General features: G+C 62.1%; 20 protein-coding genes. 11 read left to right on the top strand and 9 right to left on the bottom strand.

From position 1 onward, the window contains the following. Positions 1 to 141 precede the first annotated feature (141 nt). From L8K08_RS02830 to pcaC, 10 genes are all read left to right on the top strand, one after another. Entirely contained in the window at positions 142 to 1,482 is a 1,341-nt protein-coding gene (locus tag L8K08_RS02830) for an MFS transporter (protein ID WP_242194206.1), read from the top strand. A gap of 300 nt (positions 1,483 to 1,782) precedes the next feature. Beyond that, entirely contained in the window at positions 1,783 to 2,640 is an 858-nt protein-coding gene (locus L8K08_RS02825) for a CoA transferase subunit A (protein WP_242194203.1), read from the top strand. Next, positions 2,637 to 3,419 (top strand): CoA-transferase subunit beta, encoded by a 783-nt coding sequence (locus L8K08_RS02820; RefSeq protein ID WP_242194199.1) that lies wholly within the window; start codon positions 2,637 to 2,639, stop codon positions 3,417 to 3,419. The genes L8K08_RS02825 and L8K08_RS02820 overlap by 4 nt, the downstream gene beginning before the upstream one ends. Then, positions 3,416 to 4,618 carry a 3-oxoadipyl-CoA thiolase gene (gene pcaF, locus L8K08_RS02815; RefSeq protein ID WP_242195045.1) on the top strand — a complete coding sequence of 401 codons (1,203 nt, stop codon included), beginning with the start codon at positions 3,416 to 3,418 and terminating at the stop codon, positions 4,616 to 4,618. The genes L8K08_RS02820 and pcaF overlap by 4 nt, the downstream gene beginning before the upstream one ends. A 17-nt stretch (positions 4,619 to 4,635) precedes the next feature. After that, positions 4,636 to 5,340, top strand: a complete 705-nt coding sequence (gene pcaH, locus L8K08_RS02810; RefSeq protein WP_145162748.1) for a protocatechuate 3,4-dioxygenase subunit beta — start codon at positions 4,636 to 4,638, stop codon at positions 5,338 to 5,340. Position 5,341: 1 nt separating this feature from the next. Continuing rightward, positions 5,342 to 5,908: a protocatechuate 3,4-dioxygenase subunit alpha gene (gene pcaG / locus L8K08_RS02805; RefSeq protein WP_145162751.1), complete on the top strand. Its 567-nt coding sequence runs from the start codon at positions 5,342 to 5,344 to the stop codon at positions 5,906 to 5,908. Positions 5,909 to 6,093: 185 nt separating this feature from the next. Further along, complete coding sequence (locus L8K08_RS02800) at positions 6,094 to 7,389, top strand: MFS family transporter (protein WP_145162753.1); 1,296 nt, start codon at positions 6,094 to 6,096, stop codon at positions 7,387 to 7,389. A 9-nt stretch (positions 7,390 to 7,398) separates the two neighbouring features. Next, a complete protein-coding gene (locus tag L8K08_RS02795; protein ID WP_242194197.1) occupies positions 7,399 to 8,763 on the top strand; it encodes a 3-carboxy-cis,cis-muconate cycloisomerase in 1,365 nt (454 codons plus the stop codon). A gap of 10 nt (positions 8,764 to 8,773) precedes the next feature. Further along, positions 8,774 to 9,565 carry a 3-oxoadipate enol-lactonase gene (gene pcaD / locus L8K08_RS02790; RefSeq protein ID WP_145162758.1) on the top strand — a complete coding sequence of 264 codons (792 nt, stop codon included), beginning with the start codon at positions 8,774 to 8,776 and terminating at the stop codon, positions 9,563 to 9,565. Positions 9,566 to 9,637: 72 nt separating this feature from the next. Beyond that, on the top strand, positions 9,638 to 10,033 hold the full coding sequence (pcaC, locus tag L8K08_RS02785) for a 4-carboxymuconolactone decarboxylase (RefSeq protein ID WP_242194196.1): 396 nt from the start codon (positions 9,638 to 9,640) through the stop codon (positions 10,031 to 10,033). A 114-nt stretch (positions 10,034 to 10,147) separates the two neighbouring features. Here the strand turns inward: pcaC and L8K08_RS02780 are convergent, their stop codons facing one another. From L8K08_RS02780 to L8K08_RS02750, 7 genes are all read right to left on the bottom strand, one after another. Then, positions 10,148 to 11,032, bottom strand: coding sequence for a polysaccharide deacetylase family protein (locus tag L8K08_RS02780; protein ID WP_242194194.1), 885 nt, complete (start codon positions 11,030 to 11,032; stop codon positions 10,148 to 10,150). 334 nt (positions 11,033 to 11,366) lie between these two features. Further along, complete coding sequence (locus L8K08_RS02775; protein WP_242194192.1) at positions 11,367 to 12,617, bottom strand: OprD family porin; 1,251 nt, start codon at positions 12,615 to 12,617, stop codon at positions 11,367 to 11,369. Between the two features lie 152 nt (positions 12,618 to 12,769). Continuing rightward, entirely contained in the window at positions 12,770 to 14,389 is a 1,620-nt protein-coding gene (locus L8K08_RS02770; RefSeq protein ID WP_242194190.1) for a J domain-containing protein, read from the bottom strand. An 11-nt stretch (positions 14,390 to 14,400) separates the two neighbouring features. Next, a complete protein-coding gene (locus L8K08_RS02765) occupies positions 14,401 to 16,098 on the bottom strand; it encodes a molecular chaperone HscC (protein ID WP_242194187.1) in 1,698 nt (565 codons plus the stop codon). A gap of 314 nt (positions 16,099 to 16,412) precedes the next feature. Then, positions 16,413 to 17,870: an AdeC/AdeK/OprM family multidrug efflux complex outer membrane factor gene (adeC, locus tag L8K08_RS02760; RefSeq protein WP_119738870.1), complete on the bottom strand. Its 1,458-nt coding sequence runs from the start codon at positions 17,868 to 17,870 to the stop codon at positions 16,413 to 16,415. Further along, entirely contained in the window at positions 17,867 to 21,031 is a 3,165-nt protein-coding gene (locus L8K08_RS02755; RefSeq protein ID WP_242194184.1) for an efflux RND transporter permease subunit, read from the bottom strand. Before L8K08_RS02755 ends, adeC begins: the two co-directional genes overlap by 4 nt. Before the next feature lie 3 nt (positions 21,032 to 21,034). Continuing rightward, complete coding sequence (locus L8K08_RS02750) at positions 21,035 to 22,183, bottom strand: efflux RND transporter periplasmic adaptor subunit (RefSeq protein WP_242194181.1); 1,149 nt, start codon at positions 22,181 to 22,183, stop codon at positions 21,035 to 21,037. Positions 22,184 to 22,469: 286 nt separating this feature from the next. Here L8K08_RS02750 and L8K08_RS02745 point away from each other — a divergent pair, with 286 nt between their 5' ends. Continuing rightward, positions 22,470 to 23,102: a TetR family transcriptional regulator gene (locus L8K08_RS02745; RefSeq protein WP_027604391.1), complete on the top strand. Its 633-nt coding sequence runs from the start codon at positions 22,470 to 22,472 to the stop codon at positions 23,100 to 23,102. 385 nt (positions 23,103 to 23,487) lie between these two features. Here L8K08_RS02745 and L8K08_RS02740 read toward each other — a convergent pair whose 3' ends face one another. Continuing rightward, complete coding sequence (locus L8K08_RS02740; protein WP_242194178.1) at positions 23,488 to 24,543, bottom strand: alkene reductase; 1,056 nt, start codon at positions 24,541 to 24,543, stop codon at positions 23,488 to 23,490. Positions 24,544 to 24,574: 31 nt separating this feature from the next. Then, positions 24,575 to 25,741 carry an MFS transporter gene (locus tag L8K08_RS02735; RefSeq protein ID WP_017137251.1) on the bottom strand — a complete coding sequence of 389 codons (1,167 nt, stop codon included), beginning with the start codon at positions 25,739 to 25,741 and terminating at the stop codon, positions 24,575 to 24,577. Positions 25,742 to 25,754: the final 13 nt, after the last annotated feature.

Below are 25,754 nucleotides of genomic sequence, written 5' to 3'. Positions count from 1 at the left end.
TCGATGACCGCACAGATCCCGGCTTGATCAATTGACGGTGTTTCCCCTGGCTTATTAATGTGCGGCAGCGCTGTCAGCGCCGCCCAATAATAATGACGACCTCAGGTCGTTCGCCCGCCCATCGGTGTGGAAATAACAATAATGAATCAGCCCTCTGTCGGTACTAACCTGGACGTGCAGTCCTTTATCAATGCCCAGCCGTTGTCACGCTATCAATGGCGCGTGGTGATCCTGTGCTTCCTGATTGTCTTCCTCGACGGGCTCGACACCGCCGCCATGGGCTTTATCGCGCCCGCACTCTCGCAGGACTGGGGCATCGACCGCGCCAGCCTCGGCCCGGTGATGAGCGCCGCGCTGATCGGCATGGTCTTCGGCGCGCTGGGCTCCGGCCCGTTGGCCGACCGCTTCGGGCGCAAAGTGGTGTTGGTGAGTGCGGTGCTGGTGTTTGGCGCATTCAGCCTGGCCTCGGCCTACAGCACTAACGTTGACCAGTTGCTGGTGTTGCGTTTCCTCACCGGGCTGGGCCTGGGCGCGGGGATGCCGAATGCCACCACGCTGCTCTCCGAGTACACGCCCGAGCGTCACAAGTCGCTGCTGGTCACCAGCATGTTCTGTGGGTTCAACCTGGGCATGGCCGGTGGCGGATTTATCTCGGCCAAGCTGATTCCAGCGTTCGGCTGGCACAGCTTGCTGATGATTGGCGGCATTCTGCCGTTGATCCTGGCGGTGGTGCTGTTGGTGTGGCTGCCGGAATCGGCGCGCTATCTCGTGGTGCGCAATCGCGGCACCGACAAGGTGCGCAAGACCTTGTCACCCATCGAGCCCAACCTCGTCGCCCACGCCACCAGCTTCAGCGTGCCCGAACAAAAAACCGTCAAGGCGCGCAACGTGTTCGCGGTGATCTTCTCCGGCACTTACAGCGCCGGCACCTTGTTGCTGTGGCTCACCTACTTCATGGGCCTGGTGATCGTGTACCTGCTGACCAGTTGGCTGCCGACCCTGATGCGCGACAGCGGCGCCAGCATGGAACAGGCGGCGTTTATCGGCGCGCTCTTCCAGTTTGGTGGCGTGTTGAGTGCGGTCGGCGTGGGCTGGGCGATGGACCGGTTCAATCCGCACAAGGTCATCGGCACTTTCTACCTGCTCGCCGGGGTGTTCGCCTACGCGGTGGGGCAGAGCCTGGGCAATATCACGTTGCTGGCCACCTTGGTGCTGGTTGCCGGGATGTGCGTCAACGGTGCGCAATCGGCGATGCCGTCACTGGCCGCACGCTTCTACCCGACCCAAGGCCGCGCTACCGGCGTGTCGTGGATGCTCGGCATCGGCCGCTTCGGCGCGATCCTCGGTGCGTGGATGGGCGCAACCTTGCTGGGGTTGGGCTGGAACTTCGAGCAGGTGCTGACGGCGCTGGTGATTCCGGCGGCATTGGCCACGGCCGCTGTGGTCATCAAGGGCATGGTCAGCCATGCGGACGCGACCTGAGGTCTGACACGATTTTGTAGCAGCCACGAGGCGATGTGGGAGCTGGCTTGCCTGCGATTGCATCAACCCAATTTGCCTGCTGGACCGAGTCGTCTGCATCGCAGGCAAGCCAGCTCCCACATTGACGGTTGGCAGCTGAACTGGCTGCTTTGCACGAAAGATTAGCTAGACAACAATCCGTTCGATAATCGAACGCTGAGTCGATTATCGGATTGTTCGACCCCTTTGCCCGGCTTAATCTTCAGGCACTTGGGCGCCACCTCAGCGCCTTTTTCGATCAACACCGGGAGCCCGAACCCCATGGCTGAAATCCTTGCGCTGCGCGACGCGGTGAAGCAATTCGTGAATGACGGCGATACCGTCGCACTGGAAGGCTTCACCCACCTGATCCCTACGGCAGCAGGTCATGAAATCATTCGTCAGGGCAAGAAAGACCTGACGCTGGTGCGTATGACGCCTGACCTGATCTACGACCAGTTGATCGGTGCCGGCTGCGTCCGCAAGTTGATTTTCTCCTGGGGCGGCAACCCCGGCGTAGGCTCCCTGCATCGCCTGCGCGACGCGGTCGAGAAGCAATGGCCGCAACCGCTGGAGATCGAAGAACACAGTCACGCCGACCTGGCCAATGCCTACGTCGCCGGTGCATCCGGCCTGCCGTTTGCGGTGCTGCGCGCCTACGCCGGTTCTGACTTGCCCAAGGTCAACCCGCTGATCAAAACCGTGACCTGCCCGTTCACCGGCGAAGTGCTGGCGGCGGTGCCGTCGGTTCGCCCGGACGTCACCGTGATCCATGCACAGAAGGCTGACCGCAAGGGCAACGTGTTGCTCTGGGGCATTCTCGGTGTGCAGAAAGAAGCGGCCCTGGCGGCCAAGCGCTGCATCGTCACCGTCGAAGAGATCGTGGACGACCTGAACGCACCGATGAACAGCTGCGTGTTGCCGACCTGGGCGCTGACAGCGGTGTGTCACGTACCGGGTGGCGCGCATCCGTCCTACGCCCACGGCTACAACGAGCGTGATAACCGCTTCTATCAGGCGTGGGACCCGATCGCTCGCGATCGTGGGACCTTTACCGCCTGGATCGACGAATACATCCACGGCACTGCCGACTTCCGTGAATTCCAGGCCAAGCTGGCCACCGCGCAGGAGGCCAAGTGATGGCTTACTCGACCAACGAAATGATGACCGTCGCCGCCGCGCGTCGCCTCAAGAACGGTTCGGTGTGCTTCGTCGGCATCGGCTTGCCTTCCAAGGCTGCCAACCTGGCGCGCCTGACCTCGTCGCCCGACGTGGTGCTGATCTACGAGTCGGGCCCGATTGGCGCCAAGCCCAGCGTCTTGCCGCTGTCCATCGGCGACGGTGAACTGGCTGAAACCGCTGACACCGTGGTGCCGACCGGCGAGATTTTCCGCTACTGGCTGCAAGGCGGGCGCATCGACGTCGGTTTTCTCGGCGCGGCCCAGGTCGACCGATTCGGCAATATCAACACCACCGTGGTCGGCGATTACCACCAGCCCAAAGTGCGCCTGCCGGGTGCCGGTGGCGCGCCGGAGATTGCCGGCTCGGCCAAGAGCGTGCTGATCATCCTCAAGCAGTCGGCGCGGTCGTTTGTCGACAAGCTGGACTTCATCACCTCCGTCGGCCACGGCGAAGGCGGCGACTCACGTAAACGCCTGGGTCTGCCAGGCGCCGGCCCTGTAGGGATTATTACCGACCTGTGCATCATGGAGCCGGAAGAGGGCAGCCATGAATTTGTGGTCACCGCGCTGCACCCCGGCGTCACCCGCGAGCAAGTGGTCGCGGCCACCGGTTGGGCGATTCGGTTTGCCGATCAGGTGAGCACCACCGACGCACCGACTGACATCGAACTGAAGGCCCTGCGTGATCTCGAAGCCCGCACTGCCGCCGCCCATGGCCAAGCGCCAGGAGAAGCCTGATGCGTGACGTGTTTATCTGTGATGCCATTCGCACGCCCATCGGCCGCTTTGGCGGTGGTTTGTCCACGGTGCGTGCCGATGACTTGGCGGCCTTGCCGATCAAGGCCCTGATCGAGCGCAACCCTCAGGTTGAGTGGGCGGCGGTGGATGAAGTGTTCCTCGGTTGTGCCAACCAGGCCGGCGAGGACAACCGCAACGTCGCGCGCATGGCCCTGCTGTTGGCGGGCCTGCCGGAGAGCATTCCCGGCGTGACCCTCAACCGTTTGTGCGCCTCGGGCATGGACGCGATTGGCACGGCATTCCGTGCCATCGCCAGCGGCGAAATGGAGCTGGCGATTGCCGGCGGCGTTGAGTCGATGTCCCGTGCACCCTTCGTGATGGGCAAGGCTGATGCGGCCTTTTCACGCAACATGAAGCTTGAAGACACCACCATCGGCTGGCGTTTTATCAACCCGTTGATGAAGGCCCAGTACGGTGTGGACGCGATGCCGCAGACCGCCGATAACGTCGCCGATGACTACAACGTGTCCCGCGCCGATCAGGACGCTTTTGCCCTGCGCAGCCAGCAACGTACCGCCGCCGCGCAAGCTGCCGGGTTTTTTGCTGAAGAAATCGTGCCGGTGCGCGTCGCGCATAAAAAGGGCGAGACCGTGGTCGAGCAGGATGAGCATCCACGGGACACAACCCTGGAAGCCCTGGCCAAACTCAAGCCAGTCAATGGCCCAGACAAGACCGTCACCGCCGGCAACGCCTCGGGCGTGAATGACGGCGCAGCGGCGCTGATTCTGGCCTCGGCCGAGGCCGTGAAAAAACATGGCCTCACCGCCCGCGCCCGTGTGTTGGGCATGGCCAGTGCCGGTGTCGCACCGCGTGTAATGGGCATCGGCCCGGTGCCGGCGGTGCGCAAACTGGTGGAGCGCCTGGGCCTTGCGGTCACCGACTTTGACGTCATCGAACTCAACGAAGCCTTCGCCAGCCAAGGCCTGGCGGTGCTGCGTGAGTTGGGCATCGCCGACGACGCCCCGCAGGTGAACCCGAACGGCGGCGCCATTGCCCTCGGCCACCCGCTGGGCATGAGCGGCGCGCGGTTGGTGTTGACGGCGTTGCACCAGTTGGAAAAAACCGGCGGCCGCAAAGGCCTGGCCACTATGTGTGTGGGCGTCGGCCAGGGTTTGGCCCTGGCGATTGAACGCGTTTAATAAGAGAGGATGGCTCCATGAGTGACAAGCCCGGATACCGGCGCCCGCAAGCGGGCACTCAACCCGATTACCTGCACCCGGCCTACCAGTCGACGAACTTGCGTTCGCCGTCTCAGCCGTTGGTGTTTCTGCCGCATTCCTTGTCAGAGATCACCGGCCCCAGCATCGGTGCCGAACGCGTCAATGAGAAGGACAACGACCTGACTGCCCAGCACGAGGGCGAGCCTCAGGGCGAGCGCATCATCATTCATGGCCGCGTGCTGGATGAAAACGGCCTGCCGGTGCCGGGCATTCTGGTGGAGATCTGGCAAGCCAACGCCGCCGGTCGCTACAACCACAAGCGCGACCTGCATGACGCGCCACTGGACCCGAACTTCACCGGCACCGGCCGCACCGTCACCGACGCGGATGGCTGGTACCAGTTCCAGACCATCAAGCCCGGCGCCTACCCGTGGGGCAACCACCACAACGCGTGGCGCCCGGCGCATATCCACTTTTCGCTGTTTGGCCCCAGCGTGCTGACGCGGCTGGTCACGCAGATGTACTTCCCCGGCGACCCATTGCTGGAGTACGACCCGATCTACAACTGCGTGCCGGACACCTCGGCCAAGCAGCGCTTGATCGCCAGCTTCGACCTGGAAAAAACCATTCCTTCCTATGCCCTCGGCTACCGCTGGGACATCGTCCTGCGCGGCCGCGACGCCACGCCGATGGAGAAATGAGATGAGCCTTTACGCAACCACGTCCCACACCGTCGGGCCGTATTACCACATTGGCCTGACCTGGCTGAACCGCGAAGACCTGACCGTGCCGGCCACCCTTGGCGAACGCGTGGCGATCAGCGGGCAAGTGGTGGACGGCAACGGTGATGTCGTCAACGACGCCATGCTTGAAGTCTGGCAAGCCAATGCTGCGGGCAAATACGATCATCCGGAAGATGACCAGGCCAAAGCCGTCGATCCCAACTTCGAAGGCTTTGGGCGAGTGCCGGTAGATGCCGAAGGGCGCTTTCGCTTTACCACGATCAAGCCGGGCAGCGTGCCAGGGCTTGCGGGTACGACCCAGGCGCCGCACCTGGTGGTGCTGGTGTTTGCGCGTGGGCTGGTGAAGCACTTGCTGACCCGGATTTATTTTGACGGTGAAGCGTTGAATGGCGATGACCCGTTGCTGGCGTGTGTGCCGGCTGAGCGTCGCGGCACCTTGATTGCCAAAGCGGATGCGGGCGGCGTGCATCAGTGGAATGTGATTTTGCAGGGCACAGATAAGGAAACGGTGTTCTTCGATTACTGAGGTGGCTTAAAACCTGTCGCAGGCAAGCCTGCTCCCACATTTAAAGGTGTCCCAATCAAAATGTGCGAACGGGCTTGCCCGCGATGAGACCCTTCGAGGCGACAAGTATCCAAAAGTCTGCTTGCGGAACATGGTTGTTGCAAAGTATGTCTAGGCTATAACCGTTCCCACTGAGTGAAAAACACATGACAACAAAAACGATTCACTACACCGGAGAAGAACGCAGCAAGCGGATTTTTGCAATTGTCGGGGCCTCGTCCGGCAACCTTGTCGAATGGTTCGACTTCTACGTTTATGCCTTCTGCGCCATCTATTTTGCCCCGGCGTTTTTTCCGTCGGAGAGCCCCACCGTACAACTGCTCAGCACCGCCGGCGTGTTCGCTGCCGGCTTCTTGATGCGCCCTATTGGCAGCTGGGTGTTCGGCAGTCTGGCCGACAAGCACGGCCGCAAGAATTCGATGATGATCGCGGTGCTGATGATGTGCGCCGGCTCGCTGGTTATTGCGTTTTTGCCGACCTACAAGGACATCGGCATCTGGGCGCCAATCCTGTTGTTGGTGGCGCGCCTGTTTCAAGGCTTATCGGTGGGCGGCGAGTACGGCACCACCGCCACCTACATGAGTGAGGTCGCCCTCAAGGGCCAGCGCGGGTTCTTTGCCTCGTTCCAGTACGTGACCTTGATCGGCGGGCAATTGCTCGCGGTACTGGTGGTGGTGATCCTGCAGCAATTTCTCAGCGAAGATGAACTGCGCGCCTGGGGCTGGCGGATTCCATTTGTGGTCGGTGCCGTCGCGGCGGTCATCTCCTTACTGCTGCGCCGCACCTTGAAAGAGACCACCACCAAGGAAATGCGCGAACACAAGGACGCCGGCAGCATCACCGCGCTGCTGCGCAATCACACCGCGGCCTTTATCACGGTGCTGGGTTACACCGCCGGCGGCTCGCTGATTTTCTACACGTTCACCACGTACATGCAGAAGTACCTGGTGAACACGGCCGGGATGCATGCCAAGACCGCCAGTTACATCATGACCGGCGCGCTGTTCCTCTACATGTGCATGCAGCCGCTGTTCGGGATGCTGGCGGACAAGATCGGCCGCCGCAATTCCATGCTGTGGTTCGGCGCCCTGGGCACGCTGTGCACCGTGCCGATCCTGCTGACCCTGAAAACCGTCAGCAGTCCGTTCCTGGCCTTTGTGCTGATCACCCTGGCCCTGGCGATTGTCAGCTTCTATACCTCCATCAGCGGCCTGGTCAAAGCCGAAATGTTCCCGCCCCAGGTACGTGCATTGGGCGTGGGCCTGGCGTACGCGGTGGCCAACGCGATTTTCGGCGGCTCGGCTGAAGTGGTTGCGCTGGGTCTGAAATCCATGGGCATGGAGAACGGCTTCTATTGGTACGTCACCGTGATGATGGCGATTGCTTTCCTGTTCAGCCTGCGCCTGCCCAAGCAGGCGGCGTATCTGCACCACGATCTGTAAGGAAGAGTTATGACACTGCGCACGAGCAATCAACTGTTCGACGCCTACTTCAGCGCTGACAGCATGGCCGATGTGTTCTGCGACCAGGGGCGTCTGCAGGGCATGCTGGACTTTGAAGCCGCGCTGGCCCGCGCCGAGGCCCAGGTCGGCTTGATTCCCCAGGCCGCCGTCGCGCCGATTGCCCAGGCATGCCTGGCGTCTTTGTACGACGTGGATGCGCTCGGCGTGGCGATTGCCACGGCGGGCAATTCGGCGATTCCGTTGGTGAAAGCGCTGGGAAAATTGATCGCCAGTGAAGACGCCGGCGCCGAACGTTATGTGCATCTGGGCGCGACCAGCCAGGATGTGATGGACACCGGCCTGGTCCTGCAACTGCGGCGCGCGCTGGCGTTGATCGACGTTGACCTGGCGCAATTGGGTGAGACGCTTGCCGTGCAGGCCCAGCGTTATGCGCGCGTGCCATTGGCCGGGCGCACCTGGTTGCAGCATGCGACACCGGTGACCCTGGGCATGAAAATCGCCGGTTGGCTGGGGGCGGTGACGCGCAGTCGTCAGCGTCTTGCCGAGCTCAAACCGCGCCTGCTGGTGCTGCAGTTTGGCGGCGCGTCCGGAACGCTGGCGGCGCTGGGTGAGCAGGCAATGCCGGTGGCCGAAGCCCTGGCTGCGCAGTTGCAATTGAATTTACCCGAGCAACCCTGGCACACCCACCGTGACCGGCTGGTGGAGTTCGCCAGTGTGCTCGGCCTGATCGCCGGCAGCCTGGGCAAAATGGGGCGTGATATCAGCTTGTTGATGCAGACCGAAGCGGCGGAAGTGTTCGAGCCCTCGGCGCCCGGCAAAGGTGGTTCATCGACCATGCCGCACAAGCGCAACCCGGTGGGCGCCGCCGTACTGATCAGCACGGCGACCCGCGTGCCGGGCCTGGTGGCGACGATGTTGAGCGCCATGCCTCAGGAACATGAGCGCAGCCTTGGCCTGTGGCATGCCGAATGGGAAACCCTGCCGGACATTTGCCGGTTGGTGTCCGGCGCATTGCAGCAGGCGCTGCTGGTGGCCGACGGGCTGGAGGTCGACCCTGAACGCATGGCGCGCAACCTTGAGTTGACCCAGGGCCTGGTGCTGGCCGAAGCCGTCAGCAGCGTGCTTGCCCAGCGCCTGGGCCGGGAAACCGCGCACCATCTGTTGGAGCAATGCTGCAAACGCGCCGTTGCCGACGGGCGCCATCTGCGTGCAGTGCTGGCCGACGAACCGCAGGTCACCGCCGAGTTGTCAGCCGCTGAACTGGACCGCCTGCTCGACCCGGCCCACTACCTCGGCCAGGCGCACACGTGGGTCACCCGCGCGGTGGCCGATCATTTTGCCTTGACCGCGTAAGGAGACCGCTGTGCCATTTGTACAACTCGCCGAGGGCGAACTGCATTACCAACTGGACGGCCCGCTCGACGCGCCGGTGCTGGTGCTGTCCAACTCCCTGGGCACCGACCTGCATATGTGGGACATCCAGATTCCGGCCTTCACCGAGCATTTTCGCGTGGTGCGTTTCGACACCCGTGGCCACGGCAAGTCCTTGGTCACCGAGGGGCCGTACAGCATTGAGCAACTGGGCCACGACGTGATCGCGCTGTTGGATGCGCTGCAGATCCAGCGTGCGCATTTTTGTGGGCTGTCCATGGGCGGCCTGATCGGTCAGTGGCTGGGCATCCATGCCGGTGACCGTCTGCAGCGGCTGGTGGTGTGTAACACCGCGGCCAGGATCGGCACGCCGGATATATGGAACCCGCGTATAGAGATGGTCTTGCGCGATGGCCCGGCCGCCATGGTGGCGCTGCGTGATGCGTCTATCGCCCGCTGGTTCACCGCCGATTTCGCCGCCGCCAACCCGCACCAGGCCAGGCAGATTACCGACATGCTCGCCGCCACGTCGCCCGAGGGTTACGCCGCCAATTGCGCCGCCGTGCGCGATGCGGATTTTCGCGAGCAGCTGGCATCGATCAAGGTGCCGACCCTGGTGATTGCCGGGACCGAGGACGCAGTGACACCGCCGGCCGGCAGCCACTTTATCCAGAACCACGTGAAGGGCGCCGAGTACGCCGAGTTCTATGCGGCCCACCTGTCCAACGTCCAGGCCGGGGCTGATTTCAGTCACCGGGTGCTGAGGTTCTTGCTGGCTGAATAAACCGTGTGACGAGCGCGCTTGCCACCACCACCGGTGATCGAGCCGAGACCCAATTGAACCAGGAGCTTTTTTGTGGACGAGAAACACCGTTACGCCGCCGGCCTGCAAGTGCGCCGCGAAGTACTGGGCGACGCACATGTCGACCGCAGCCTGAATGCCCTGACCGAATTCAACAGCGAGTTCCAGGAAATGATCACCCGCCACGCCTGGGGTGACATCTGGACCCGCCCCGGCCTGCCGCGGCACACCCGCAGCCTGATCACCATCGCCATGTTGATCGGCATGAACCGCAGTGAAGAATTGAAACTGCACCTGCGCGCCGCTGCCAGCAACGGCGTGACCCGCGCCGAGATCAAGGAAGTGCTGATGCAAAGCGCGATCTATTGTGGGATTCCGGCGGCGAATGCGACCTTCCACCTCGCCGAGTCGGTATGGGATGAGCTCGGCGTGGAGTCGCGCCAGGACTGAACTGAAACACGGTCAAAAAGGTGGGAGCGGGCTTGCCCGCGAATGCGGTGCATCAGTTAAAGATAAATTGACTGACCCACCGCATTCGCGAGCAAGCCCGCTCCCACATTGGTTTCAGTGGGAATCCGCATCCCATACCCAGTTCCACACCCCCGGCAGGTGCACCACTTCATTCACATCCTTGACCGTGCGCGCCAGCGCCGCGCGTTCCAGCACGGCGCGGTCGGTGTAGAACGGCTCGGCCGCAGTCTTCATGCCGTTGATCCGAGCGCTGTCCATCAGGATCTGCAAGTACTCCTGCAGGTGCCGCGCGGTGTAGCGGTTGATGTCATGGAAGGTCACCACCACCGGTATCACGCCGTCCACTGTCGGTAACTCGCCCAGCGCGATGCGCTCGCGCACCACCGACAGCTGCCGATACAAATTCGCCCGGCGCCGTGGGCTGCCGTTGAAGCCCCAGATCTTGCCGTCATTGGCACTCAGGTCGGTCAGCAACACATGCATGCCGTGGCGCTGGTAGGCAGCGAAAGTGCGCTTGTCGTAGTTCCAGAAGGGCGGGCGTACCAGCGCCGGTGAGGCGCCGGTGATGGCGGCGATATCGGCCGCGCCCTGGCTGAGGGTGCTTTCAAGCTCGGCGTCGCTCAACCAGCGGTGGTTGGTGTGAAACCCGGTGGCGGTGTGGAAGGCCAGCACGTGACCCGCCGCGTATTCACGCAGCATGGTCTTGCGGCCCCGCGGGCTGCCGCCTGAGCGGGAGGCTTCGGTCTGCAGGAAGAACACCGCCTTGATGCCTGGCAATACCGGGTTATTCGCCAGGTCAGCCACCACCGAGCGGCTCGGGTTGTTGTAGCCCGAGGCGCTTGGGCCGTCATCAAAGGTCAGCAGGAAACGGATCGGCGCCTGGGCTTGCAGGCGTTGTTCGGTCTGCGGCGTCAGCGCGATAGGCGCGCCGATGCAGCCGGTGAGCAGAATCGACAGAATGACAATCAGGTATTTCATGGCGGCCTGGGTTCAGAGCTGGTCATCCGTGTCGTTGAGTCCCTGTGCCGGGTGATGGGCGCGTGCACGATACAGCATGAGCGCGGCTGTCATCAGCGGTAAATCGTGCCGCCTGTCTTGAAGGGGCGGGCTGGCTTCACGCGTAAGGGGTTCGGGTCGTCGTCGCCATTGCCTTGTGCATGACCCACGCGGCTGCCAATACGGCATGGTCATTGCCGCGCGCGCGTGAGTTTTGAGGTATTGGCGGGGAACGTTCCCGCTCCCATTCAGGCAACTTGCCAAAAAAACAGCCGCGACCAATCAAGTCGCGGCTGCCATTCGCACTGACGGACGCCTACAGCAGGCTGATCGGGTAACTGACGATCAAGCGGTTCTCGTCGAACTCATTGTTGCTGTAGTCGCGGCGCATGCTGGAGTTGCGCCAACGCACGTTCAAATCCTTGAGGGCGCCGCTTTGCACGGTGTAGCCCAGTTCGCTCTCACGGCCCCACTCCTTGCCGTCGGTGATGGCCCCGGTGTGCACGTTGCTGCCGCTGATATAGCGGTTCATCAGGGTCAGGCCCGGGAGGCCGAGGACGACAAAGTTGAAATCGTGGCGCACCTGCCAGGATTTTTCCTGGGCGTTGTCGTAGCTGGCGTTGTAGCTGTCGTTGGCCAGGGTGCCGCCGCTGGTACCGTTGACGCGCATCCACGCGCTGTTGCCGGTGAGTTTTTGCAGGCCGACGTAGAAGGTGTTGCCACCGTAACGCGCAGAAAACAGGCCGGACCAGGTCTTGTTGTCCAGCTCACCCGCGCGGGCGCTGCCGTCATCCTTGCCGTAGAAGAACCCGAGGTTGGCGCCCAGGGTCCAGTCACCCACGGGCTGGCTGTGGATCAGGTTGACGTACTGCTGGCGGTAGATGTCCTTGAGCTGGGCATTCCATATGCCGATCTGGGTGCGTTTATCGTTGAACGCATATTCGCCGCCCTGGAAGTTGAAACGGTCGGAGGTGAAGGCGGTTTTACCGGACATCGACATGTCCGTCATGCTGCTGTCATCGCGCGGGCTGTTGGCGCGGAACTGACCGCCGTAGAGCGTGAGGCCGTCGATTTCCTTGGAGGTGATCTGCCCGCCGCGCAGGGTTTGCGGCAGGGAGCGGCCGTCGTCGGCGCGCAGGATCGGCAGCACCGGCATCCACTCGCCGACCTTCAGCTCGGTCTTGGAAAGCCGCGCCTTGAACGCCACTCCCAGGCGCCCGAAGTTATCGGCCGGGCGGCCGTCGTGGTCCAGCGGCAACAGCTGAGTGCCACCGGTGCCGCGCCCGCCATCAAGCTTTTGTGAGTACAACCCCAGCACATCCATACCCAAACCCAGCGTGCCCTGGGTGAAGCCGGAACGGGCGTCGAGAATGAAACTTTGCGTCCATTCCTGCGCGCCGCCCTGGGCTTTGGTCGGGTTGGTGTAATTGCGGTTGAAGAAGAAATTGCGCAGGTTGAGGTTGGCGCTGGCGTCTTCGAGAAAGCCGTGTTCTTCGGCGACGACAGGGAGTGCAAGACTGGCGACAGCGGTCGCCAGCCACAGCTGGCGCGGTTGGAAAATGCTCATGGTGTTGGACCTGTTGTTATTGGGGTTATGCAGGTGCCGGCCATGGTGCTTGGCGGTGTGGACGTGATGAAAGTGGGGCAGGGCGGTTTGTGGGCGATGATCGAACGCAAGTTGGCGGGCATGCCTGCATCGGCTGCCCGCCCTTGGGAAAGTTACAGTCGAGATTCAACCAGGCGGGTCAACGGAAAGGCAGGCAGGTACAGCTGGAACGCGAGCGTCAGTACCACCATGACCACCAGAAACACCAGTTGCCAGGGGCTCCAGTAACTCCAATGCAGGCCGCTGATCCACGGCCATCTGGCATTGAAGGATTCGTCGACCGTGCCCATGCGCCGGTGGCTGAACAAGTGGATCAGGATCATGCCCAGGTACGTCACTATGCCCATCACGCCGAGCAAAAAGCCGAACATCACCAGCATCCCCACTTGCGGAATACCGTGGCGCAGGACCAACCAGTATTGGCGTGGGTTGAAGCGTTGGGGCAACAGCCTCTCGCTCAGCCATAGGTCGGCAACGAGGAATCGCGAGGTGATGGCGGCCCAGCCCTGAGTGAGGCGTATAGCGACGACGGTCGGCAGGAAGGTCATCAACATGAAGATGAAGAGTTCGAGCGGCACCGGGCCTTTTTTCAGGTGAATGGAGGCCACGCACGTGGCAATGGCCAGCCCGCCCCACACCCTGCCCCAGGTTTGTCCGGAGACCGGGCGCGGCAAAAATTTTCGCCAAAAAAATACATCGGGTTGCGGCAGGCGCTCCAGTAACGACGGATAGCGCCAGGCAAACTTTTGCGACAGTTGCTGGCACGCGTTCCACTGATCATCACCAAACTGGGACACCAAACGGAGCTGTTCGGCAGTCGGCATCCGCGTCAGCAGCAAGCGTGCGGGCAAGGTGTCGGGTGCGTTGCGCGGGCCGTTGTGGGCTTTTTCCAACAGGGTGTCGTAGAAACTCTCCTGTTCGCAGCGTTCAACCAGGCCCCGCCACATCCACTCGGGCTCGGGGTGCAAGCCTTTCTGGTCATCCCAGCCAAAGACCTGGCAGACGCGCTCAAACAACGGCACGCTCCACGTGGTGTCGTGGAGCAATTGCAGGACGATGCGCTGCCATTGTTGTTGCAGGTCGAACACGCGCAGCCAGGGTTGCTGGTTGTAGGCTTTAAGCAGGTTGACGAACTCGCGCTCGGCCTTTTGCTCCAGCTGTTCCTGCAGCGCCTGGCGATACGCCTGCAGCAGCTCGCCGCTTAGCGCCTCATGTTGCCAGGGGCTCATCGCCACACGTTGCCAAGGCGTCAGCCATTCCAAGTGCTGCACCGCCCAGGCGGCAATTGCCGCACGCTCACCGGGGGCATCGAAACAGTGGCGCAGCAGAGCTGCCTGGAACGCATCGGCGCAGAGTTGATGCTGGGCCTGTTCCCAGCGCTCGTCGAGGGTGTGAGCGCCCAGCCCGTTGATCAGCGCTTGCGCGCGCGTCTGCTCGGGCGGCAGGTCGAACAGGGCAGGGCTGACGAGGCGAGTATCGTCAAATTGCGCGTATTCATGCGGGTTGCCGTCGGCCAGTTCGGCCACTGGCGCGTCGATGACTTCGACCTCTTCGTCCTCATGCTCGGCCCGCCAGCGCGCGATATGCAGCGCTTGTTCGTAAGCCTCACGCAGGCGCTGGAAACCCTGGGCGTCGTCGTCCGGGCGGCAGCTTTTCAGCAGCCGCGCGTAAGCACGCTTGATGGTGCGCTCGTCGGCATCGTCCGCCAGTTGCAACACTGTCCAACAGTCCATGTCGTTCTCTCTCAGCGCCAGAACCCGTTGTCGAGTTGCTCAAGTTGGCGGGTAAGTTCGCTGCGGGCCTCACGGATGCGGCGTTCGTCCTGGGTGTCGAGCACTTGCTGGAACTGCGCGGCCCAGTGCCCGAGTTGCTCGCGCAACTCGCCGAGGTTTTCCTGGTAGAGCCGTTCGAGGCGGGCGGTCAGCACGGTGTTGACCTGCTGGTCGCGCGGGTGAATCTTCAACAGCGCCAGGGCTTGCAGGCGTTGCTGGATCTCCTGCGGGCTGAGCACGCCGGGGTTGTTCTCGATCACCAGTGAATGCTGCTCGCCGGTCAGCGGAATGTTCACCTGGGCCTCGAGCAAGCCGTTGTTGTCGTAGGTGAAGCGCACGTCCAGCGAGACCTCGCCGGCCTTGCGCTTGGGCACGGGAATTTCCAGCTGGCCGAGTTCGATGTTGTCTTTCACCAGACGGCTTTCGCCCTGGTAGATTTTCAACAGCACGCGGGTCTGGTCGTCGTGGAGGGTGACCACACTCTTGACCCGGCTGACCGGCACGCTGCTGTTGCGCTCGATCAGCGGCAGGTAATGCCCGCTTTCGATATGGCCGCCATATTGGTTCGAGGTTTCGATGCCCAGGGTGTACGGGCAGACGTCGGTCAGCACGATCTCTTCCAGCGCTGCCGAACGGGCCTTGAGCGCAGCCTGAATTGCCGCGCCGTGGGCGACCACCTGGTCCGGATCGAGGCTGATGGACGGGAAGCGCCCGAACAAGCCAGCGGCCAGTTTGCGCACCAGCGGCATGCGCGTGGTGCCGCCGACCAGCAGGATTTCATCCAGATCGCCGACCCGAATCCGCGCATCGCGCAGGGCGCGCTCAATCGGCGCGCGCAGGCGCTCCAGCAAGGGCGTGTAAAGCTTGGCGAGTTCAGCCTGGGTGAGGGTTGTGGCCCATTGCTGGCCGTCAACGCGCAGGGCGAACTCGGCGCTGTCGTCCTGGCCCAAGGCTTTGCGCACGCGCTCGGCTTCGCGGCGCAGGGCTTGCAGCACGGTGCTGGTGGGCGGGAAGCCCTGGGCATTGCGCTGGCTGTCGACGAAGTGTTCGAGCAATAAGGTGTCGAAATCTTCGCCGCCCAGGAAGTTGTCGCCGGCGCTGGCGCGCACTTCCATCACGCCGTCGAACAGCTCGATGATCGACACGTCGAAGGTGCCGCCGCCGAGGTCGAACACCAGGAACGAGGTTTCCTTGTCACGCTGGTGCAGGCCGTAAGCCAGCGCAGCGGCGGTGGGTTCGTTGATGAGTTTTTCAACGTTGAGCCCGGCCAGTTCACCGGCGATGCGCGTGGCCTTGCGTTGGCCGTCGCTGAAGTAGGCGGGCACGCTGATCACGGCTTCGGTGACGGTTTGGCCGTAGGTGCGCTCGATGTCTTCTTTCAGGCTTTTGAGCACCAGCGCCGAGAGTTCTTCGGGGCGGAACGAGCGGTCGCCCAGGCGCACTTCGGTGGCACTGCCCATGTAGCGCTTGAACAGCGAGGTGGTCAGGTGCGGGTGGGTGTGCAGGCGTTCCTTGGCGGCTTGGCCCACCAGGATGCGGCCTTGGTCATCCAGGCCGACCACACTCGGGGTCAGCAACTGGCCAAGGGCATTGGGCACCATTTCGGTAGCATCGCCGCGCCAGACGGCGGCCAGGCTGTTGGTTGTGCCCAGGTCGATTCCTACGATCATTACGACAAGCTCCCTTTGTGGTCTGTAAGAATCTGTAACCAATTTTACCCTGAAAGGTTCCGCAGAAAGCAAGGCAAGCCCGTTTCCTGTAGTGAGCGGGCAGGTTGTGGCGAGCGGGCTTGCCCCGCGTTGGGTGGCGAAGCCGCCCCAATTCAGGCGCCGCGTAGTGCCAGGTGGAAATTGGGCGCCTGGTTCGGGGCCGCTTCGCGTCCCAACGCGGGGCAAGCCCGCTCGCCACGAGGATAGGAGGCTGATCACCAGGCATAAAAAAACCGCTTCCGGTGAGGGAAGCGGTTTTCTCTACAACAGCACGATTAGAACAACTTCAGTGCCGGTGCTTCTTCTTTCACAGGCTCATTCTTCGCGGTCTGCTCGTTCCAGCCACCACCGAGGGCCTTGTACAGGTTGACCTCGCTGTTGAGCTGCGCCAGACGGTCGGTGATCAGCGATTGCTGGGCACTGAACAGCTGGCGCTGGGCGTCGAGGAACGTCAGGTTGCTGTCGACACCAATGCGGTAGCGACGCTCGGCCAGGCGGTAGTAATCCTGGTTGGCCGCGACGAAGCCACGCTGGGCGTCCAGTTGCTGCTTGTAGGTCGCACGCGCGGCGAGGCCGTCGGAGACTTCCTGGAAGCCGGTCTGGATGGCCTTCTCGTAGTTGGCCACGTTGATCTCTTTCTGGATCTTCGAGTAGTCCAGGCTTGCGCGCAGGCTACCGGCGTTGAAGATCGGGATGTTGATCTGCGGCGCAAACGACCAGGTGCCCGAACCGCCCTTGAACAGGCCGCCCAGGGTTGGGCTGGCAGTACCGGCACTGGCGGTGAGGCTGATGCTCGGGAAGAACGCTGCACGCGCCGCGCCGATGTTGGCGTTGGCGGCCTTGAGGTTGTACTCGGCCTGCACAATGTCGGGACGACGTTGCAGCAGGTCCGATGGCAACCCGGCTGGCACTTCGCTGAGCAGGTCATCCGACAGCGGCTTGCTGGCGATATTGGCCGGCAAACCGGTGCCGAGCAGCAGGGTCAGGCTGTTTTCGTCCTGGGCCACCTGGCGTGTATAGCGCGCCAGTTGCACACGCGCGTTTTCCACCGAGGTGCGCGCCTGGCTGAGGTCGAGGGCCGAGGCCACGCCGACTTCGTTGCTGCGCGAGGTCAGTTTGTAGCTCTGCTCGAACGCACCGAGGGTGTCCTGGGTCAGCTTGAGCAGTTCCTTGTCGGCCTGCCAGGTCAGGTAGGCGTTGGCCACACTGGCCACCAGGCTGATCTGGGTGCTGCGCCGCGCTTCTTCAGTGGCGAAGTACTTTTGCAGTGCTTCTTCGCTGAGGCTGCGCACGCGGCCGAACAGGTCCAGCTCATAGGAACTGATCCCCAGGCCCGCCGAGTACTGGCTGGTGATGCCCGCTTCGCCGGTCTGCGACAGCTTGGCCGGCGTACGCGTGCGGCTGCCGCTGCCAGTGGCCGAGATGGCCGGGAACAGGTCGGCACGCTGGATCTGGTACTGCGCCGCATAGGCGTCGATGTTCAGGGCCGCGACACGCAGGTCACGGTTGTTGACCAGCGCGGTCTGGATCAGCTGTTGCAGGGCAGGGTCATGGAAAAACTGCTTCCAGCCCTGCTCGGCAGCGGCCTGGCCCGGCGCCTGGGCCGACGAATACGCCGGCCCCTGCGGGTACTGCGCTGCCACCGGCGCTTCGGGGCGCTGGTAGTCAGGTATCAGCGAGCAGCCACTGAGCACGAATGCCGTGACGGCTAGGGAAAGTAGCGACTTGCTCATTGGCCAGCCTCTTTAGGAGTTTCAGTAGTGTCCGTCTTTTTGTTGCGCTCGCCAGCAGACGACACGGTTGCAAAGAACAGTGGCACCCAGAAGATCGCCAGGACGGTGGCGGTGATCATACCGCCAATTACGCCGGTACCGATCGCGTGCTGGCTGCCTGAGCCTGCGCCCGAGGAGATGGCCAGCGGCAATACGCCGAGCATGAACGCCATGGACGTCATGATGATCGGGCGCAGACGCATGCGAGAGGCTTCGATGGCCGACTCGACGATGCCTTTGCCTTGTTCGTGAAGCTCTTTGGCGAACTCCACGATCAAGATGGCGTTTTTCGCCGCCAGGCCCACCGTCACCAACAGGCCTACCTGGAAAAACACGTCGTTGGACAGCCCGCGCATGCTGGTGGCGATCAACGCACCGATCACACCCAGCGGCACCACCAGAATCACCGCAATCGGGATCGACCAGCTTTCGTACAGCGCTGCCAGACAGAGGAACACCACCAGCAGCGACAGGGCGTACAGCGCAGGTGCCTGGGAGCCGGACAGGCGTTCTTCATACGACAGGCCGGTCCACGCATAACCGACACCCGCCGGCAGGTCCTTGGCAATGCGCTCGACTTCTGTCATCGCATCGCCGGTACTGTAGCCAGGCGCCGGAGTACCGAGGATTTCCATCGCGGCTACACCGTTGTAGCGCGAGAGCTTCGGCGAACCGTAGATCCACTTGCCCGACGAGATGGCCGACATTGGCACCATCTTCCCGGAGGTGCTGCGCACGAACCATTTATCCAGGTCTTCCGGGGACATCCGGCTGAAAGCATCGCCCTGCACATACACTTTCTTCACGCGACCACGGTCGATGAAGTCGTTGACGTAGCTGCCACCCAGGGCGATGGCCAAGGTCTGCTGAATGTCTGACAGGCTGATGCCCAGGGCGCTGGCCTTCTCGTCGTCGACGCTGAGCTCGTACTGCGGTTCATCGTTCACGCCGTTGGGACGCACACCTGCCAGGATCTTGCTTTGTGCCGCTGCACCCAGGAACTGGTTGCGCGCAGCCATCAGCTTGTCGTGACCGACGCCGCCCTGGTCTTGCAGGAATACGTCGAAACCGGTGGCGTTACCCAACTCCAGAACCGAAGGCGGCACGATGGCATACACCATGGCGTCCTTGAACGTCTGAGAGAAGTAAGTCTGGGCGCGCTTGGCAATTTCGAATACCGAGTTGGATGCGTCGCGCTCCTCCCATGACTTGAGCATCACGAAGGCCAGGCCAGAGCTTTGGCCACGGCCCGCAAAGTTGAAGCCGTTTACGGTAAACACCGATTTTACGCCTTTGCCTTCGCCTGGCTCGCCTTCCTTGTCGTTCAGCAGGTAGGCACGCATGTCGTCAATGACGGTTTGCGTGCGCTCCGCCGAAGAACCGACCGGCGTCTGTACCTGAGCGAAGATCACGCCCTGGTCTTCATCGGGCAGGAACGCGGCGGGGATGCGCATGAACAGCCAGATCATGCCGGCCAGGATCAGCGCATAGACCAGGAACGCCGGAATCTTGTGCTTGATCATGTTGCCGACGCCGCGTTCGTAGCTCAGTACGCCACGGTCGAACGTGCGGTTGAACCAGCCGAAGAAACCGCGCTTGGGTTGGCCGTGCTTTTCCGGGTCGATCGGCTTGAGCATGGTTGCGCACAAGGCCGGGGTGAAGATCAGGGCAACCAGTACCGACAACGCCATCGCCGAAACAATGGTGATGGAGAACTGTTTGTAGATCACACCGGTGGAACCACCGAAGAACGCCATCGGCAGCAGTACTGCGGACAACACCAGGGCAATACCCACCAGGGCGCCCTGGATCTGGCCCATGGACTTGACCGTCGCCTCTTTAGGCGACAAGTGCTCCTCGGCCATCACTCGTTCGACGTTTTCCACCACCACGATGGCATCGTCCACCAGCAAGCCGATGGCCAGGATCATGCCGAACATGGTCAGGGTGTTGATGGTGAAACCGAACGCAGCGAGGATCCCGAAGGTACCCAGCAATACCACCGGTACGGTCATGGTGGTGATGATGGTGGCGCGGAAGTTCTGCAGGAACAGGAACATCACCAGGAACACCAGCACGATCGCTTCGACCAGGGTGTCAACCACACCGGAGATCGATTCGGTCACCACCGGGGTAGTGTCATACGGCACCACCGCCTTCATGCCTGGCGGGAAGAACGGTTCCAGGGACGCCACGGTGGCGCGGATGGCCTTGCCGGTGTCCAGAGCGTTAGCACCGGCCGCCAGCTTGATCGCCATGCCGGATGCCGGTTTGCCGTTGAACTGTGCCGCGATGCTGTAGTTCTGACCGCCCAGCTCGATACGGGCGACATCCTTCAGGCGTACCTGTGAGCCGTCGGTATTGACCTTCATCAGGATATTGCCGAACTGCTCTGCAGACTGCAGGCGGGTCTTGCCGATGATGGTTGCGTTCAACTGGGTGCCGGGCACGGCAGGCAAGCCGCCGAGTTGGCCGGTAGCCACCTGCACGTTCTGTGCGGAGATCGCGGTGCTGACATCCACTGGCGTGAGCTGATAGTTGTTCAGCTTGGCCGGGTCGAGCCAGATGCGCATGGCGTACTGCGAGCCGAACACCTGGAAGTCACCTACACCGGCGGTCCGCGAAATCGGGTCCTGGATGTTGGACACGATGTAGTTGGACAGGTCGTCCTTGGTCATGCTGCCGTCTTCCGACACCAGACCGATTACCATCAGGAAGTTCTTCACCGACTTGGTCACGCGGATACCCTGCTGCTGCACTTCTTGCGGCAGCAGTGGGGTCGCCAGGTTCAACTTGTTCTGCACCTGAACCTGGGCGATATCCGGGTTGGTACCCTGGTTGAACGTCACGGTGATGGTCATGCTGCCGTCGGAGTTACTGTCCGAGGAAACATAACGCAGGTTGTCGATACCGTTGAGCTGTTGCTCGATCACCTGCACCACGGTGTCCTGCACGGTTTGTGCAGACGCGCCTGGGTAGGTCACCTGGATGTCGATGGCGGTCGGCGCAATGGCCGGGTATTGGTTGATGGGCAACTTCAGGATCGACAGTGCCCCGACCAGCATGATCACCAGGGCAATTACCCAGGCGAAAATGGGACGGTCGATAAAAAATTTCGACATGGATTACTCCCCTTTACCAGCATCGGCAGCAGGCGCTGCGGCAGTGCCGGCGGGTTTGGCGTTGTCTGCGTCCTTGACCTTGACTTCGATGCCCGGCTTGATGAATTGCAGGCCTTCGGTGATCACGCGGTCACCGGCGTCCAGGCCTTTTTCCACCAGCCAGTAGGCGCCGGCAGTACGGTTGGCGACCAGCTGACGTTGCTCGACCTTGTTGTCCTTGTTCACGATCAGCGCAGTCGGGATGCCCTTGAGGTCACGGGTCACGCCTTGCTGCGGGGCCAGAATGGCCTTGCTGTTCACACCGGCTTGCAGCTGGGCGTGGACGAACATGCCTGGCAGCAGGGTGTGATCAGGGTTCGGGAACACGGCGCGCAGGGTCACGGAACCGGTGGTCTGGTCGACCGAAACTTCGGAGAATTCCAGCTTGCCGTCGTGGCCATAGGCGCTGCCATCTTCCAGGGTCAGCTTGACCTTGGCGGCATTTTCGCCGGCTTTTTCCAGCTGGCCGCTTTCCAGGTCACGGCGCAGTTTCAGCATTTCAGCCGAAGACTGCGTGACGTCGACATAGATCGGGTCCAATTGCTGGATGACGGCCATGGCATCGGCCTGGCCATTGCTGACCAGTGCGCCTTCGGTGACCGAAGAACGGCCAATACGCCCGGAGATCGGCGCGAACACTTTGGTGTAGCGCACGTTGATCTGGGCGGTTTGAACGTTTGCTTCGGCAGTCATGCGGTTAGCGACGGCAGTGTCGTATTCCTGGCGGCTGACGGCTTGCTCATCGACCAACTGCTTGTAGCGGTCGGTGATGGACTTGGTCTGGGTCAGGCTGGCTTGTGCGCTTTTCAGGGTCGCGTCATACACCGATGGGTCGATCTGGTAGAGCTGTTGCCCTTCCTTCACGTCGGCGCCTTCCTTGAACAGACGCTTGAGAATGATGCCGTTGACCTGAGGCCGAACTTCCGCAATGCGGAAGGCGGTGGTACGCCCCGGCAATTCGGAGGTCAGGGTAAAGGCTTGCGGTTGAATGGTGACCACGCCGACCTGAGGGGGTTGAGCGGGCGGAGCCGCTTCTTCCTTTTTACATCCGCTGAGCAGCGATGCCAGGGCGACGGCAGTGACCAGAGCGGTAACAGCTGGCTTAAGTTGCATGAAGATCCTCGGGTCAGGCGCGCAGAATGCGCACAAGAAGTGTGGAAGGGTAAAAAACAAGCTGTGAGTAGATAAGTAGCTTGCTACGCAATATACTTACGTTCATGGTTGTTTGTAAACTCTTGACAGGCTTCGCGGAATGCTGACAAAGCAGGTCCAAAAGCCTCGATTTTAGTACGTTCGGCGCCCATGACGGTGTCGTCCCACAATTATTTAGATGATCGTTACCGCCTATTAAAGCTGCGTTACCGATAGTCCCAAGTGTTCTGATTGAGGTTTTACTGCCATGGTTCGTCGCACCAAAGAGGAAGCTCAGGAAACGCGCAGCCAGATTCTCGAAGCCGCCGAACAGGCCTTTTATGAGCGCGGCGTTGCGCGCACTACGCTGGCGGATATCGCGGCGCTGGCCGGTGTGACGCGCGGTGCTATCTACTGGCATTTCAGCAACAAGTCCGATTTGCTCCAGGCACTGCTGGACACGCTGCACGAACCCCTGGACGAACTGGCCAGGGCGAGTGAAAGCGAGGATGAAGTCGATCCGCTTGGCTGTATGCGCAAGCTGTTGATTCATTTGTTTCATCAGGTGGCCCTGGACCCGAAAACCCGGCGCATTAATGAGATTTTGTTTCATAAGTGCGAGTTCACCGATGAAATGTGTGACATGCGCCGCCAGCGCCAGACCCATAGCCTGGAATGCAACCTGCGTATCGGCCTGACATTGCGTAACGCGGTCCATCGCGGGCAGCTTCCGGAAAATCTCGACACCACCCGTGGTGCGGTGTGCATTCATGCCTACATCAATGGGCTGATTGGCCAATGGCTTCTGGTGCCCGACAGCTTTCAGTTGCATCAAGAGGCCGAGCGCTGGGTTGATGCAGGGCTGGACATGCTGCGCCTGAGCCCCAGCCTGCGCAATTAAGACAAAATGCGTAATTGCGTCAAGTTGTGTCAACAGCAAAGACAAGCGACTGTCGATCGTCCTTGCGCCTGAAAGGTGGGGTGACTTTATATACGGGCTGGCGGCCGGTTGATAGGTAGCCGCCTAAGTATTTTGTAGCAATATTGTTGCAAGCCTGTGAAGGAATGTTTCTAAAGCTGGCGCAAATCAACATGTTGGGGCGGCTTGGGGGGGAGCCGGGCTTGCCCGCGATGCAGGCACCTCGGTACGCCAGAGGCACCGCAGCGATGCTATCGCAGGCAAGCCAGCTCCCATACAAGCCAGCTGCCACATTCAATCTCCGGTATTCCTGCGCGCAGTAAAAAGCCCCGGTTCTTGCGAACCGGGGCTTTTGCGTTTCAGACGATCAAAGCGCCAGGGTTGGGTAGTCGATGTAGCCGACCGGGCCCTTGGCGTAGAAAGTTTCCGGGTGCGCTTCGTTCAGCGGCGCGTCGGCCTTCAGGCGGGCCGGCAGGTCCGGGTTGGCAATAAACGGTACGCCAAAGGCCACCGCGTCTGCCTTGCCCGAGGCCAGCCAGGCATTGGCGCTGTCCTTGGTGAAGCGTTCGTTGGCAATGTACGGGCCACCGAAGGCTTTTTTCAGCTGTGGACCGAGGCTGTCGCCGGCTTCTTTTTCACGCGAGCAGATGAACGCGATGCCACGCTTGCCCAGTTCGCTGGCGACGTAGGTGAAGGTTTCGGCCAGGTTGTCGTCGCCCATGTCATGGGCGTCGGCACGCGGCGCCAGATGCACACCCACGCGGCCGGCGCCCCAGACGTCGATGGCGGCGTCGGTCACTTCCAGCAGCAGGCGCGCACGGTTTTCCAGGGAGCCGCCGTAGTTGTCGGTGCGCTTGTTGGTGCTGCTTTGCAGGAACTGGTCGAGCAGGTAACCGTTGGCGCCGTGGATTTCCACGCCGTCAAAGCCTGCGGCCTTGGCGTTTTCGGCGCCGACGCGGTAAGCGTCAACGATATCGGCGATTTCAGCGGTTTCCAGCGCACGAGGCGTCGGGTAGTCGGCCAGCGGACGCACCAGGCTCACGTGGCCCTTAGGCTGGATCGCGCTGGGTGCCACCGGGGTTTCGCCGTTCAGGTACGACTCGTGGGAGATGCGGCCGACGTGCCACAGTTGCAGGAAGATCTTGCCGCCCGCGCCGTGCACGGCCTTGGTCACATTGGCCCAGCCGCGTACCTGGTCGTTGGACCAGATGCCCGGGGTGTCCGGGTAGCCCACGCCCAGCGGCGTCACGGAAGTGGCTTCGCTGAGGATCAGCCCGGCAGACGCGCGTTGCACGTAGTACTCGGCCATCAGCGCGTTGGGTACGCGGCCTTCATCGGCACGGCAGCGGGTCAGCGGCGCCATAATGATGCGGTTGGACAATTGCAGGTCGCCCAGTTTGATCGGATCGAAAATAGTCGTCATGGGATAACACCCTTCTGTTTAAGTGGATTGATCAGTTGGTCGCAGGGGCCAGGTCGGCATCGCCGCTCTGACGGAAAGTAATCAGGGTCACCAGCAGGGCCAGAATCGCCAGGGCCGCAGCCGCCAATGGCACGCTGGTCAGGCCGAATCCATGGGCAATCACACTGCCGCCGACCCAGGCGCCGAGGGCATTGCCGATGTTGAAGGCGCCGATATTCAGAGTGGACACTAAATTCGGTGCGGCCTTGCCGAAGGTCACCACGTTGATCTGCAGCGCCGGTACGGCGGCGAACGAGGCGGTGGCCCACAGGAACAGGGTGATTTCAGTCGGGATCACCGCGACGCTGGTCCAGGTCAGCACCGTGGACACCACCGCCATGCTGATGAACACACCGATCAAGGTCGCCGCCAGGCGTTTGTCCGCCAGCTTGCCGCCGATGATGTTGCCCACGGTGAGGCCCAGGCCGATCAGCAGCAGGGTCCAGGTCACGCCTTTGGGCGACACGCCGGTGACGTCGCCCAGCAGCGGCGCGACGTAGGTGAAGAGGGTGAACATGGAGGCGGCGAACAGCGCGGTCATGGTCAGCGACAACCAGATGCCGGCACCTTTGAGGGCGGCCAGTTCAGCGCGCATGTCGAGTTTTTCTTCGTCACGCTTGGCCGGCAGAAAGCGGATCAGGCCGATCAGCGCCACAACGCCGATTACCGTCACGGCCCAGAAGGTCGAGCGCCAGCCGGCTTCCTGGCCCAGTGCGGTACCCAGCGGCACGCCGAGTACGTTGGCCAGGGTCAAGCCGGTGAACATCAAGGCGACCGCGGATGCTCGTTTGTTGGCCGGCACCAGGTTGGCGGCGACCACCGAGCCGATACCAAAGAACGCACCGTGGCACAGCGCGGTGACCACACGGGCAAACATCAGCACGTTGTAGTCACTGGCCAGGGCGCAGAGTAGGTTGCCGACAATAAAGATGCCCATCAACGCTACGAGGGCGGCCTTGCGTGGCAGCTTGGCGGTGGCCAGTGCCATGAAGGGGGCGCCGATGGCCACGCCCAAGGCGTAGCCGGTGACCAGCCAGCCGGCGCCGGGAATCGACACGCCCAGGTCCGCCGCCACATCGGGCAGCAAGCCCATGATGACGAACTCGGTGGTGCCGATGGCGAAGGCGCTCAGGGCCAGTATGAGTAGCGAGAGGGGCATTTGCGTTTCCTTG

The sequence above is a fragment of the Pseudomonas sp. TREG-RG-20F-10-E-6-01 genome, from assembly GCF_022662455.1.
GTDB lineage: Bacteria > Pseudomonadota > Gammaproteobacteria > Pseudomonadales > Pseudomonadaceae > Aquipseudomonas.
This window is presented reverse-complemented; position numbering and strand designations above follow the sequence as displayed.

Bases quoted from the DNA above. Each gene is read 5' to 3' on its own strand.
- L8K08_RS02780 (WP_242194194.1), bottom strand. From the start codon at position 11,032: ATGAAATACCTGATTGTCATTCTGTCGATTCTGCTCACCGGCTGCATC.
- L8K08_RS02795 (WP_242194197.1), top strand. From the start codon at position 7,399: ATGACACTGCGCACGAGCAATCAACTGTTCGACGCCTACTTCAGCGCT.
- L8K08_RS02735 (WP_017137251.1), bottom strand. From the start codon at position 25,741: ATGCCCCTCTCGCTACTCATACTGGCCCTGAGCGCCTTCGCCATCGGC.
- L8K08_RS02800 (WP_145162753.1), top strand. From the start codon at position 6,094: ATGACAACAAAAACGATTCACTACACCGGAGAAGAACGCAGCAAGCGG.
- adeC (WP_119738870.1), bottom strand. From the start codon at position 17,870: ATGAGCAAGTCGCTACTTTCCCTAGCCGTCACGGCATTCGTGCTCAGT.
- L8K08_RS02750 (WP_242194181.1), bottom strand. From the start codon at position 22,183: ATGCAACTTAAGCCAGCTGTTACCGCTCTGGTCACTGCCGTCGCCCTG.
- L8K08_RS02745 (WP_027604391.1), top strand. From the start codon at position 22,470: ATGGTTCGTCGCACCAAAGAGGAAGCTCAGGAAACGCGCAGCCAGATT.
- pcaH (WP_145162748.1), top strand. From the start codon at position 4,636: ATGAGTGACAAGCCCGGATACCGGCGCCCGCAAGCGGGCACTCAACCC.
- L8K08_RS02830 (WP_242194206.1), top strand. From the start codon at position 142: ATGAATCAGCCCTCTGTCGGTACTAACCTGGACGTGCAGTCCTTTATC.
- L8K08_RS02755 (WP_242194184.1), bottom strand. From the start codon at position 21,031: ATGTCGAAATTTTTTATCGACCGTCCCATTTTCGCCTGGGTAATTGCC.
- L8K08_RS02770 (WP_242194190.1), bottom strand. From the start codon at position 14,389: ATGGACTGTTGGACAGTGTTGCAACTGGCGGACGATGCCGACGAGCGC.
- L8K08_RS02765 (WP_242194187.1), bottom strand. From the start codon at position 16,098: ATGATCGTAGGAATCGACCTGGGCACAACCAACAGCCTGGCCGCCGTC.
- L8K08_RS02775 (WP_242194192.1), bottom strand. From the start codon at position 12,617: ATGAGCATTTTCCAACCGCGCCAGCTGTGGCTGGCGACCGCTGTCGCC.
- L8K08_RS02740 (WP_242194178.1), bottom strand. From the start codon at position 24,543: ATGACGACTATTTTCGATCCGATCAAACTGGGCGACCTGCAATTGTCC.
- pcaG (WP_145162751.1), top strand. From the start codon at position 5,342: ATGAGCCTTTACGCAACCACGTCCCACACCGTCGGGCCGTATTACCAC.
- L8K08_RS02825 (WP_242194203.1), top strand. From the start codon at position 1,783: ATGGCTGAAATCCTTGCGCTGCGCGACGCGGTGAAGCAATTCGTGAAT.